Genomic DNA, 12,013 nt, shown 5'->3' with positions numbered 1-12,013 from the left:
CGTTGACGGACTTCGGGGGAAAAACGAGTATTTTTAGTCATCCTGTTTACCTCTTTCTCAGGAAGTTTAGTCTCCAGGATTCCCGGGGCGGTTCAAGATGGTGATAATGTGCTGCATTATACTGCGATTGTTAAGAAGTCGTCAGCCAATAATGCCCAAGTCACTGAGGGTGCTTTTTCTGCAGTCGCAACCTTTAATTTAAGTTACCAGTAATTCATCTGATTTTTACAGGGTGAGGCAAGACCCACCCTGTGTCTGACAACGACATTTAAGGTATGAAGAATTTTTGTGTTCTGTTTGTGATGTATTTCTGGAGTACATTACTTCATGCTGTATCTTCAGAGCCATTTCCTCCGCCCGGCATGTCCCTTCCTGAATACTGGGGAGAAGAACACGTATGGTGGGACGGCAGGGCTGCTTTTCATGGTGAGGTTGTCAGACCTGCCTGTACTCTGGCGATGGAAGACGCCTGGCAGATTATCGATATGGGGGAAACCCCGGTACGGGATTTACAGAATGGTTTTTCCGGACCTGAAAGAAAATTCAGCCTACGGCTCAGGAACTGTGAATTTAACAGTCAGGGTGGGAACCTTTTCTCTGATTCCCGGATAAGGGTGACTTTCGATGGTGTCCGGGGTGAAACGCCGGATAAGTTTAATTTATCCGGTCAGGCAAAAGGCATTAATCTGCAGATAGCTGATGCCAGGGGAAATATTGCCCGGGCAGGGAAAGTAATGCCTGCAATACCATTGACGGGTAATGAAGAAGCGCTGGGTTACACCCTCAGAATTGTGCGAAACGGAAAAAAACTTGAAGCCGGAAATTATTTTGCCGTGCTGGGATTCCGGGTCGATTATGAGTGAGTCACTCCGGTGAGATGTCCGGTTATTTATCTTTTTTGTGAATCTGGTGATGCGTGGAATGAAAGACAGAATACCTTTTGCAGTCAACAATATTACCTGTGTGATATTGTTGTCTCTGTTTTGTAACGCAGCCAGTGCCGTTGAGTTTAATACAGATGTACTTGACGCAGCGGACAAGAAAAATATTGACTTCACCCGTTTTTCAGAAGCCGGTTATGTTCTGCCGGGGCAATATCTTCTGGATGTGATTGTTAACGGGCAAAGTATTTCTCCCGCATCGTTACAGATTTCATTTGTTGAACCTCAGTCGTCAGGAGATAAGGCAGAAAAAAAATTGCCACAGGCCTGTCTGACATCAGATATGGTCAGACTGATGGGGTTAACAGCAGAATCTCTGGATAAAGTTGTTTACTGGCATGATGGTCAGTGTGCGGATTTTCATGGGTTGCCGGGAGTGGATATTCGTCCTGATACCGGAGCGGGCGTATTACGCATCAATATGCCGCAGGCCTGGCTTGAGTATTCTGATGCCACCTGGCTGCCTCCTTCACGCTGGGACGACGGCATTCCCGGACTGATGCTGGATTATAACCTCAACGGGACGGTTTCCCGTAATTATCAGGGAGGAGACTCTCATCAGTTCAGTTATAACGGGACTGTGGGGGGGAATCTGGGGCCCTGGCGCCTGCGGGCTGACTATCAGGGAAGCCAGGAGCAGAGCCGCTACAACGGGGAAAAAACGACAAACAGAAATTTCACATGGAGTCGCTTTTATCTGTTCCGTGCCATTCCACGATGGCGGGCAAACCTGACGCTGGGCGAGAATAATATCAACTCAGATATATTCCGGTCATGGAGTTATACGGGAGCCAGCCTGGAAAGCGATGACCGGATGCTGCCACCCAGACTGCGAGGCTATGCACCGCAGATTACCGGGATTGCGGAGACTAATGCCCGTGTTGTGGTGTCGCAGCAGGGACGGGTGCTGTACGACTCGATGGTCCCCGCAGGGCCATTCAGTATTCAGGACCTGGACAGTTCAGTTCGCGGACGTCTTGATGTTGAGGTTATTGAACAGAACGGACGGAAGAAAACCTTTCAGGTCGATACGGCCTCGGTTCCTTATCTGACGCGTCCGGGACAGGTCCGGTATAAACTTGTCTCCGGTCGTTCCCGCGGATACGGGCATGAGACCGAAGGGCCTGTATTTGCGACCGGAGAGGCGTCCTGGGGGCTCAGTAACCAGTGGTCGCTGTATGGCGGGGCTGTGCTTGCCGGTGATTATAATGCACTGGCAGCCGGTGCCGGCTGGGACCTGGGTGTGCCGGGGACCCTTTCCGCTGATATCACGCAGTCAGTAGCCCGTATTGAGGGAGAGAGAACGTTTCAGGGAAAATCCTGGCGTCTTAGCTACTCCAAACGGTTTGATAATGCGGATGCCGACATTACGTTCGCCGGGTATCGTTTCTCAGAGCGAAACTATATGACCATGGAGCAGTACCTGAACGCCCGCTACCGTAATGATTACAGCAGTCGGGAAAAAGAGATGTATACCGTTACGCTGAATAAAAACGTGGCGGACTGGAACACCTCTTTTAACCTGCAGTACAGCCGTCAGACATACTGGGACATACGGAAAACGGACTATTATACGGTGAGCGTCAACCGCTACTTTAATGTTTTCGGACTGCAGGGCGTGGCGGTTGGATTGTCAGCCTCAAGGTCTAAATATCTGGGGCGTGATAACGATTCTGCTTACCTGCGTATATCCGTGCCGCTGGGGACGGGGACTGCGAGCTACAGTGGCAGTATGAGTAATGACCGTTATGTGAATATGGCCGGCTACACTGACACGTTCAATGACGGTCTGGACAGCTACAGCCTGAACGCCGGCCTTAACAGTGGCGGTGGACTGACATCGCAACGTCAGATTAATGCCTATTACAGTCATCGTAGTCCGCTGGCAAATTTGTCCGCGAATATTGCATCCCTGCAGAAAGGATATACGTCTTTCGGCGTCAGTGCTTCCGGTGGGGCAACAATTACCGGAAAAGGTGCGGCGTTACATGCAGGGGGAATGTCCGGTGGAACACGTCTTCTTGTTGACACGGATGGTGTGGGAGGTGTACCGGTTGATGGCGGGCAGGTGGTGACAAATCGCTGGGGAACGGGCGTGGTGACTGACATCAGCAGTTATTACCGGAATACAACCTCTGTTGACCTGAAGCGCTTACCGGATGATGTGGAAGCAACCCGTTCTGTTGTGGAATCGGCGCTGACAGAAGGTGCCATTGGTTACCGGAAATTCAGCGTGCTTAAAGGGAAACGTCTGTTTGCAATACTGCGTCTTGCTGATGGCTCTCAGCCCCCGTTTGGTGCCAGTGTAACCAGTGAAAAAGGCCGGGAGCTGGGCATGGTGGCCGACGAAGGCCTTGCCTGGCTGAGTGGCGTGACGCCGGGGGAAACCCTGTCGGTAAACTGGGATGGAAAAATACAGTGTCAGGTAAATGTACCGGAGACAGCAATATCTGACCAGCAGTTATTGCTTCCCTGTACGCCTCAGAAATAAATGAAAGTCCGGAATATTAACGGCTGATGAATACGGTTATGCCATTTTCCGGACCAGGTGAAATTACAGAATGTGGAAATTAAGTATGATTCGAAAAAAGATTCTGATGGCCGCCATCCCCCTGTTTGTTATATCCGGGGCAGACGCTGCTGTTTCGCTGGACAGAACCCGCGCGGTGTTTGACGGGAGTGAGAAGTCAATGACGCTTGATATCTCCAATGATAACAAACAACTGCCCTATCTTGCTCAGGCATGGATAGAAAATGAAAATCAGGAAAAAATTATTACAGGGCCGGTTATTGCCACCCCTCCGGTTCAGCGCCTTGAGCCGGGTGCGAAAAGTATGGTCAGGCTGAGTACCACACCGGATATCAGTAAACTTCCTCAGGACAGGGAATCACTGTTTTATTTTAATCTCCGGGAAATACCGCCGAGGAGTGAAAAGGCCAATGTACTGCAGATAGCCTTACAGACCAAAATAAAGCTTTTTTATCGCCCGGCAGCAATTAAAACCAGACCAAATGAAGTATGGCAGGACCAGTTAATTCTGAACAAAGTCAGCGGTGGGTATCGTATTGAAAACCCGACCCCCTATTATGTCACTGTTATTGGTCTGGGAGGAAGTGAAAAGCAGGCAGAGGAAGGTGAGTTTGAAACCGTGATGCTGTCTCCCCGTTCAGAGCAGACAGTAAAATCGGCAAATTATAATACCCCTTATCTGTCTTATATTAACGACTATGGTGGTCGCCCGGTACTGTCGTTTATCTGTAATGGCAGCCGTTGCTCTGTGAAAAAAGAGAAATAATGTACCGCAATAACGGTTAAATGCGGGTGGGATATTATGGTTGTGAATAAAACAACAGCAGTACTGTATCTTATTGCACTGTCGCTGAGTGGTTTCATCCATACTTTCCTGCGGGCTGAAGAGCGGGGTATATACGATGACGTCTTTACTGCAGATGAGTTGCATCATTACCGGATAAATGAACGGGGGGGACGCACCGGAAGCCTGGCAGTCAGTGGTGCACTGCTGTCCTCACCCTGCACGCTGGTGAGTAATGAGGTGCCGTTAAGCCTCCGGCCGGAAAATCACTCTGCAGCAGCCGGAGCATCTCTGATGCTGAGGCTGGCAGGATGTGGGGACGGTGGTGCACTTCAGCCCGGAAAACGGGGCGTTGCGATGACAGTCTCCGGCTCACTGGTAACCGGTCCCGGAACCGGAAGTGCTTTACTTCCTGACCGTAAGCTATCCGGCTGTGACCATCTTGTTATACACGATGGTGATACCTTTTTACTGTGTCGGCCTGACCGGCGACAGGAGGAGATGCTGGCCGCCTGGAGGAAAAGGGCGACACAGGAGGGTGAGTATTCTGATGCCAGGAGCAATCCGGCCATGCTGCGTCTGAGCATAAAATATGAGTAAGGGAATGTGATGATAAAAAGCACAGGCGCTCTTTTACTGTTTGCCGCACTGTCTGCCGGACAGGCAATAGCCTCAGATGTGGCATTCAGGGGTAATCTGCTTGACAGACCCTGCCATGTGTCCGGTGACAGTCTGAATAAACATGTCGTCTTCAAAACCCGGGCGTCCAGGGATTTCTGGTATCCGCCCGGACGTTCGCCGACAGAGTCGTTTGTCATCAGGCTGGAAAACTGTCATGCAACAGCAGTTGGCAAAATTGTGACCCTGACCTTTAAGGGAACGGAAGAGGCGGCCCTCCCGGGCCATCTGAAGGTAACCGGAGTGAATGCCGGCCGGTTAGGCATTGCACTGCTGGACACCGATGGCAGCAGTCTGCTGAAACCCGGCGCTTCCCATAACAAAGGCCAGGGGGAAAAGGTTACCGGAAACAGTCTTGAGCTTCCTTTCGGCGCGTATGTTGTGGCAACGCCGGAAGCCCTGCGGACGAAGAGTGTGGTACCCGGTGATTATGAAGCAACAGCCACGTTTGAATTGACATATCGTTAGCAAAATTTTTGTACAGGATATTTCAGATGAAAAAGATAAGAGGTTTGTGTCTTCCGGTAATGCTGGGGGCAGTGTTAATGTCTCAGCATGTACATGCAGCTGATAATCTGACCTTTAAAGGAAAACTGATTATTCCTGCCTGTACTGTACAAAATGCTGAAGTTAACTGGGGTGATATTGAAATTCAGAAGCTGGTACCGAGTGGCGGAAATCAGAAAGACTTTACTGTCCAGATGACCTGTCCTTATCATTTGGGAACAATGAAGGTTACGATAACGGCAACAAACACTTATAACAATGCTATTTTAGTTCAGAATACATCAAACACATCTTCTGATGGGTTACTTGTTTATCTTTATAACAGTAATGCAGGAAATATTGGGACTGCGATAACTTTAGGGACTCCATTTACGCCCGGAAAAATCACAGGTAATAATGCAGATAAAACTATATCACTTCATGCCAAACTTGGATATAAAGGGAATATGCAGAGTCTGAAGGCTGGGGATTTTTCTGCGACAGCAACGCTGGTTGCATCATATTCGTAATAGTATCAACTAAAATACGCCGATTTTATATCTCATAAAATAAAATGTTTTCTGTGCCGCTCTCCGGAGGGGGGATGATTCGTTTATCATTATTTATATCGTTGCTTCTGACATCGGTCGCTGTACTGGCTGATGTGCAGATTAACATCAGGGGAAATGTTTATATCCCCCCATGCACCATTAATAACGGGCAGAATATTGTTGTTGATTTTGGGAATATTAATCCTGAGCACGTGGACAACTCACGTGGTGAAGTCACAAAAACCATAAGCATATCCTGCCCGTATAAGAGTGGCTCTCTCTGGATAAAAGTTACGGGAAATACTATGGGAGGAGGTCAGAATAATGTACTGGCAACAAATATAACTCATTTTGGTATAGCGCTTTATCAGGGAAAAGGGATGTCAACACCTCTTACATTAGGTAATGGTTCAGGAAATGGTTACAGAGTGACAGCAGGTCTGGACACAGCACGTTCAACGTTCACCTTTACTTCAGTGCCCTTTCGTAATGGCAGCGGGATACTGAATGGCGGGGATTTCCGGACCACGGCCAGTATGAGCATGATTTATAACTGAGTCATACCTAAATGAATAACTGTAATTACGGAAGTGATTTCTGATGAAAAAATGGTTCCCTGCTTTTTTATTTTTATCCCTGTCAGGCTGTAATGATGCTTTAGCTGGATGGCACAATGTAATGTTTTATGCTTTTAATGACTATTCTGGTTATGATTCTGGTAATATGACAATTTTTGACAGGGGACAATTCACTATTCCATGGAAAACAGGAGCAGCATCCGCAATCTATAGCTCATGTCAGACTCCAGAATTCGTGAGCGGTGTTTACTTTCAGGAATATATAGCATGGGTGTTAGTTCCGAGAAGTACCCAAACCACTGATAGATATACTGTTTTTTTTTGATGTCTACAGTAAATATGGCTGGAATCAGGAAAATACAGGTGATTATGGGTATTATTATTTCCTCAACGGATATGAATGGGATACTTGGACAAGCGATGGGGGGCGGGTGTGTGCTCCGGTAGGAAATACAAAACAATTGAGTAACACTTTCAATGAATTAAGGTTTAGTTTACTGTTGCCTGCAGATCTACCCAAAGGGCGCTATGAGGTTCCAATTAAATATATCAGGGGGATACAGCATCATTATTATAATGGCTGGCGTGAGCATTATAAAATGCCCTACAGTCAGGTTAAGCAGTTACCTGCTACAAATACTCTAATGCTGTCATTTAATAATACTGGAAGTTGTCGCCCTTCCGCTCAATCTCTTGAAATAAACCACGGTAATCTTTCTATTGATAGTGCCCATGGTAATTATGCAAGCCAAGCTGTTACCATTTATTGTGACGTCCCGGTTACTGTTAAAATCTCACTATTCAGCAATACACAACCAGCATATAATAATCAGGGGGTTGCGGTTGGTTTGGGCAATGGCTGGGATTCAATAATATATCTTGATGGTGTCAAGCGAAATGAGGAAACATTGCGCTGGAATACTGCAGGATCCAGGACAGTGACAGTTGGAAGCAAGTTGTATGGTGAAGCAGGCAAGATAACTTCTGGTGCTTTGTCTGGTTCAATGACGATGATCATGCATCTTCCCTGAATACAAAACCATGTTTATGGTGAGACAGGAGAGAAATTTCACCTGGCGTTTCTATGCAACGAATGATGTATAGTGGATCGGTAATTCAGGACACCTCGAAATCTTGTTAATGTTAAAACAGTGAAAATGAGGTGATGCATAATCAAAACTCGTCGGACTAAACGTACCTTTTTCCCGGAGTTCAAGCTTGAAGCTATCGAACAGGTGGTTAAATACCAGCGTGATGTCAGAGAAGTCGCGCTGGCACTTGAGCTCAATCCTGACCATTTGCGTAAATGGATACGGTTGTATAAGCAGGAATTTCAGGGTATTGAGTCCGCTGGTAATGCTATTATCCCTGAACAACGCGAAATTCAGCAGCTTAAAGCGCAGATAAAGCGCGTTGAGATGGAAAAAGAAATACTAAAGCAGGCTGCCGTGCTGATGAGCGAAATCCCCGGGAAGCTGTCGCGCTAATCACACGGCTGAAAGCAAAGTGGCCAGTGTGGGTTATTTGTCATTTATTCGGTATTAACCGTAGCGTTTATTACGCGCAGGTGACGCGTCCTGTTAATGTGCAAAGAATTGACTTACGAAGTCGGGTGAGGGCTTTCCATGCTCTCAGTCGTGGCGCAGCCGGTAGCCGTGCAATCAGTCAGATGTTGCGCCAGAGTAGCGTTGATGCAGGCCGGTGGCTGGCACGACGACTGATGCGGGAATGCGGGCTGACAAGTCGACAGATGGTTAAACATCACTACCGGGTCAACGAAGACAAAAGTCCGCCATTGCCAAATTTACTGAACCGGCAATTTCACCCCGCCGCACCAGACCGCGTCTGGTGCGGCGACATCAGTTTTATTCGCCTGCATGACAAATGGTGTTAGCTCGCGCTCGTTGTTGATTTATATTCACGGCGGATTACCGGTTCAGCCCTCTCATTAACCGCTGATGCTGAGTTGGTGTGTAGGGCTTTGCGTAATGCACTGGAAACACGATCACGTGATGGCCGTCTGCTGTTTCATTCAGATCAAGGTGTTCAGTATAAAAGCAATAAATACAGAAAGTTACTCTGGCGTTATGGGGTAATGCAAAGTATGAGTTGCAGAGGGAATGGCCTGGATAATTCGCCGATGGAAAGAGTCTTTCGCAGCCTTAAAAATGAATGGCTTCCGAAAGGTGGTTATGGTGATTTTATCCATGCGGTACGTGATATAAACCAGTGGATTAATGGTTATTACAACGTTTATCGACCTCACACGAACAACGATGGTTTACCGCCTTGCTTACATGAAGAAAAGTGGAAACAGGTTATTCCGGTGTCCTGATTTTGTGAACCACTACAATAATCCTTTTTCACAGACTTGTCAGCAGCCAGCATTTATGTTCTTTTATCTGCGGGAATTTATCCGTCTGCCTGTCGGGACTACTCTGTCATACAGAAATCAGGTAGGAATAAATTGTAGTGGAAAGTCGATGTTTACCGGATGACTGATGCGCGCTTGTACACAGACAGTGTGTTTCAGTAATATGGAGAATAATGAAATGAATAACACAGACACATTAGAAAAAATAATCAGACACCAAAAAAACAAAGACCCCGCATATCCCTTTCGGGAACATTTGTTGATGCAGCTCTGTATTCGCACAAATAAAAGAATGCAGGATAATATATCTGAATTTCTGGGGGCGTATGGAATAAATCACTCAGCATATATGGTTCTCACCACATTATTCGCAGCGGAGAACCATTGTCTGTCACCTTCAGAGATAAGCCAGAAACTTCAGTTTACCAGAACTAATATTACCCGCATTACAGATTTTTTAGAAAAAGCCGGATATGTAAAAAGGACGGATAGCAGGGAGGATCGCCGTGCTAAAAAAATCAGTCTGACATCTGAAGGTATGTTTTTTATTCAGAGGCTCACTCTTGCACAAAGCATGTATCTGAAAGAAATCTGGGATTATCTGACCCATGATGAACAGGAACTGTTTGAAGTCATTAATAAAAAATTACTGGCACATTTTTCTGATGCCAGCTCATAAAGTGCGAAATATCTGAGGATGCTGGATAGCTTCAGGCAAGAGAATAATGATTCTTGCAGATGTGTTTTTCCGGATACAAAAACAAAAGTAAAAAATTGCAGCGCCAGGCCACCTTTCAAAGCAGGGAGGCCTGTACCGCGTCGAAAATTTCAGCCAGTTAATGTAATTGTCTGAACCAGGCACTTCGCCCGGGCAGGAGAAGGAGCGTGGTTGCGGTCATCCTGTATACTGAAGTCGTTATGAAGGAATAATACAAATAATTGCCCGTTTTCTCTGTACGATAGAGGCAGGTGTGTATGATTGCATCACTATGTTTTTGTGATATAAAAAACTAAATGGTGAGATATGCATTTTAAAATATAACAAAAATCACCATGAAATAAGAATAATTATCCACGGAGAACATAAACTGCAGACTGTTACAATGCATGCTGTTCATCTTGACAATGTCAATGCTATTCTGTTACTTATTCCAGTTTTACAGGGGTAAAAATGAACAGCAACGCGTTGCTCAAAAATTCTTCCTTATTTGTGGCTTATATGGGATGTCTCGGATGGGGAAGTGCATATTTTTACGGGTGGGGTGTCTCTTTTTATTATGGTTTCCCATGGTGGGTTGTCAGTGCAGGTATTGACGATGTTGCAAGAAGCCTGTTTCATGCAATTACTATAATGGTCATCCTGTTTCTCTCATGGGGCGCGGGAGTACTTTTCTTTCTTGGAATAAAAAACAAAGCAAGCATGCATGAATTGAGCTTTTTCAGACTTTTTCTTGCCTCATTCTTATTGTTTGTTCCGGTGGTGATTGAGTTCTCTGTGCTAAAGAATCATCTGGCATTAAAACTTCTTACCTTATCAGTAGCGGTATCCCTTATTCTTGTTTTTCTTATAAGAACCTGTGGCCACCGTGTTTCAGCATCATGTTTTTCAGAGAGTATCTTTGTAAAAAAACATATTTCTGAAATATGTTTTGTCGGCTTTGTCATATATTTCTGGGTTTTTTCATTTTCTGTTGGCTTTTACAAGCCGCAATTCAAGAAAGAATATGAAATGATGAATTATAATGACGGGTGGTATTATGTTTTAGCCAGATATGATACCACTCTTGTTTTATCAAAATCATTTAAGTCAGGTAATGGCAGATTTCTGGTGATCGGGTCTGAGCAGTTAAAAGATTATGAATTTAATATGGTTCGGGTTAACCTGTAGGTTGCTCTCCTGCTTCTTAAATACTCGCTTTGATGTTACGCTAATGGAACCGGTTGACACGTTTTTAGTGCGCGCCAGCAGCGATTTAAGTGCTCTGCGTATTTTCATGGAAGGAGATCACCCAATAACCCCGTAACTCACCGATCTCCTTCACGGTAATACGTATGCACAGTATGGTGATTTGCGCAGTTGTGTTTCACCGGAGCGATTTATCCTGTAGCGACAGTCTTGACCGCCAGGCGGCAACTGCATAATTTTAAGCCACACTTTAACACTCCGGTGAACCATCCCGGTTTTCCTGGAGAGTATTTTATCTGTGAACTCAGGCTGCCAGATCATTGTTTCCGATGGAGGCATAATAAGCTTTTTCTGTTTCTGTCGGAGGAATATGGCCCAGCCTTTTCAGTAATCGTCGATTGTTATACCAGTCCACCCACGTTAGTGTGGCCAGTTTCACTTCTGTCCGGTTTTTCCAGCTCTTACGGTGTATTACCTCCGTTTTGTAAAGACCATTGATGCTCTCCTCCATCGCGTTGTAGTGGCACAGTAAATTTGGCCACCTGATTAAAGGTGATATTCTCACCACAACATAAAACAACAAGAAAACAAAGCGTACCTTCTCTCCTGAGTTTAATCTGGAATGCGCCCAACTTATCGTTGATAAAGGTTACTCATACCGGGAAGCTACTGAAGCTATGAATGTTGGTTTCTCTACTCTGGAGGCATGGGTATGTCAGCTCAGACGGGAACGTCAGGATATCACGCCTTCTGCAGTACCACTCACATCAGAGCAGCAACGTATTCGTGAGCTGGAAAAGCAGGTGCGTCGTCTGGAGGAACAAAATACGATATTAAAAAAGGCTACCGCGCTCTTGATATCAGACTCCCTGAATAGTTCCCGATAATCGGGAAACTCAGAGCGCATTATCCGGTGGTCACACTCTGCCATGTGTTCAGGGTTCATCGCAGTAGCTACAGATACTGGAAAAACCGTCCTGAAAAACCAGATGGGCTGTATTACACAGTCAGGTACTTGAGCTACATGGCATCAGCCACGGTTCGGCCGGAGCAAGAAGCATCGCCACAATGGCAACCCGGAGAGGCTACCTGAACCGCCCCGGGTTTCCTGGAGAGTGTTTTATCTGTGAACTCAGGCTGCCAGATCATCGTTTCCGATGGAAGCATAATAAGCTTTTTCTGCTT

At 46.1% G+C, this 12,013-nt stretch carries 11 protein-coding genes and 4 pseudogenes; 14 read left to right on the top strand and 1 reads right to left on the bottom strand.

Annotation, left to right across the window (positions count from 1 at the left end):
• Positions 1-90: 90 nt before the first annotated feature.
• The 13 genes and pseudogenes from G434_RS29805 to G434_RS13565 all read left to right on the top strand — a co-directional run.
• Positions 91-213: pseudogene (locus tag G434_RS29805) on the top strand (type 1 fimbrial protein); the annotation flags it as partial.
• Between the two features lie 62 nt (positions 214-275).
• Positions 276-863, top strand: coding sequence for a fimbrial protein (locus G434_RS13515; protein WP_024188759.1), 588 nt, complete (start codon positions 276-278; stop codon positions 861-863).
• Positions 864-921: 58 nt separating this feature from the next.
• Complete coding sequence (gene papC / locus G434_RS13520; RefSeq protein WP_000654940.1) at positions 922-3,432, top strand: P fimbrial usher protein PapC; 2,511 nt, start codon at positions 922-924, stop codon at positions 3,430-3,432.
• Between the two features lie 70 nt (positions 3,433-3,502).
• Entirely contained in the window at positions 3,503-4,237 is a 735-nt protein-coding gene (locus tag G434_RS13525) for a fimbrial biogenesis chaperone (protein WP_000265730.1), read from the top strand.
• A 36-nt stretch (positions 4,238-4,273) separates the two neighbouring features.
• A complete protein-coding gene (locus G434_RS13530; protein ID WP_001617400.1) occupies positions 4,274-4,855 on the top strand; it encodes a pilus-assembly fibrillin subunit in 582 nt (193 codons plus the stop codon).
• A gap of 9 nt (positions 4,856-4,864) precedes the next feature.
• A complete protein-coding gene (locus G434_RS13535; protein WP_000597712.1) occupies positions 4,865-5,401 on the top strand; it encodes a fimbrial protein in 537 nt (178 codons plus the stop codon).
• Positions 5,402-5,427: 26 nt separating this feature from the next.
• Complete coding sequence (locus G434_RS13540) at positions 5,428-5,949, top strand: fimbrial protein (RefSeq protein WP_000723797.1); 522 nt, start codon at positions 5,428-5,430, stop codon at positions 5,947-5,949.
• A gap of 74 nt (positions 5,950-6,023) precedes the next feature.
• Positions 6,024-6,527, top strand: coding sequence for a P fimbrial tip protein PapF (papF, locus tag G434_RS13545; RefSeq protein WP_000620430.1), 504 nt, complete (start codon positions 6,024-6,026; stop codon positions 6,525-6,527).
• A gap of 43 nt (positions 6,528-6,570) precedes the next feature.
• Positions 6,571-6,873 carry a PapG carbohydrate binding domain-containing protein gene (locus tag G434_RS30975; RefSeq protein ID WP_001329931.1) on the top strand — a complete coding sequence of 101 codons (303 nt, stop codon included), beginning with the start codon at positions 6,571-6,573 and terminating at the stop codon, positions 6,871-6,873.
• Positions 6,848-7,579 (top strand): PapG carbohydrate binding domain-containing protein, encoded by a 732-nt coding sequence (locus G434_RS30740; protein ID WP_306308426.1) that lies wholly within the window; start codon positions 6,848-6,850, stop codon positions 7,577-7,579. The genes G434_RS30975 and G434_RS30740 overlap by 26 nt, the downstream gene beginning before the upstream one ends.
• Before the next feature lie 138 nt (positions 7,580-7,717).
• Positions 7,718-8,883 (top strand): annotated as a pseudogene (locus G434_RS29800) (IS3 family transposase).
• Positions 8,884-9,049: 166 nt separating this feature from the next.
• Complete coding sequence (locus G434_RS13560; RefSeq protein WP_001447126.1) at positions 9,050-9,601, top strand: MarR family transcriptional regulator; 552 nt, start codon at positions 9,050-9,052, stop codon at positions 9,599-9,601.
• 492 nt (positions 9,602-10,093) lie between these two features.
• Positions 10,094-10,810 (top strand): hypothetical protein, encoded by a 717-nt coding sequence (locus tag G434_RS13565; RefSeq protein ID WP_001087508.1) that lies wholly within the window; start codon positions 10,094-10,096, stop codon positions 10,808-10,810.
• Positions 10,811-11,132: 322 nt separating this feature from the next.
• Here the strand turns inward: G434_RS13565 and G434_RS29795 are convergent.
• A pseudogene (locus tag G434_RS29795) lies at positions 11,133-11,345 on the bottom strand (integrase core domain-containing protein); the annotation flags it as partial.
• 35 nt (positions 11,346-11,380) lie between these two features.
• Here G434_RS29795 and G434_RS30735 point away from each other — a divergent pair.
• Positions 11,381-12,013 (top strand): annotated as a pseudogene (locus tag G434_RS30735) (transposase); the annotation flags it as partial.

The sequence above is a fragment of the Escherichia sp. KTE172 genome (genome assembly GCF_000408845.1).
Lineage (GTDB): Bacteria > Pseudomonadota > Gammaproteobacteria > Enterobacterales > Enterobacteriaceae > Escherichia > Escherichia coli.
Note: the sequence above shows the minus strand (reverse complement) of the source record. Positions and strands in the feature narration are given on the sequence as shown.

What these genes read in the sequence shown, in the direction of transcription:
- G434_RS13515 (WP_024188759.1), top strand. Translation starts at nt 276, where the DNA reads ATGAAGAATTTTTGTGTTCTGTTTGTGATGTATTTCTGGAGTACATTA.
- papC (WP_000654940.1), top strand. Translation starts at nt 922, where the DNA reads ATGAAAGACAGAATACCTTTTGCAGTCAACAATATTACCTGTGTGATA.
- G434_RS13525 (WP_000265730.1), top strand. Translation starts at nt 3,503, where the DNA reads ATGTGGAAATTAAGTATGATTCGAAAAAAGATTCTGATGGCCGCCATC.
- G434_RS13530 (WP_001617400.1), top strand. Translation starts at nt 4,274, where the DNA reads ATGGTTGTGAATAAAACAACAGCAGTACTGTATCTTATTGCACTGTCG.
- G434_RS13535 (WP_000597712.1), top strand. Translation starts at nt 4,865, where the DNA reads ATGATAAAAAGCACAGGCGCTCTTTTACTGTTTGCCGCACTGTCTGCC.
- G434_RS13540 (WP_000723797.1), top strand. Translation starts at nt 5,428, where the DNA reads ATGAAAAAGATAAGAGGTTTGTGTCTTCCGGTAATGCTGGGGGCAGTG.
- papF (WP_000620430.1), top strand. Translation starts at nt 6,024, where the DNA reads ATGATTCGTTTATCATTATTTATATCGTTGCTTCTGACATCGGTCGCT.
- G434_RS30975 (WP_001329931.1), top strand. Translation starts at nt 6,571, where the DNA reads ATGAAAAAATGGTTCCCTGCTTTTTTATTTTTATCCCTGTCAGGCTGT.
- G434_RS13560 (WP_001447126.1), top strand. Translation starts at nt 9,050, where the DNA reads ATGCGCGCTTGTACACAGACAGTGTGTTTCAGTAATATGGAGAATAAT.
- G434_RS13565 (WP_001087508.1), top strand. Translation starts at nt 10,094, where the DNA reads ATGAACAGCAACGCGTTGCTCAAAAATTCTTCCTTATTTGTGGCTTAT.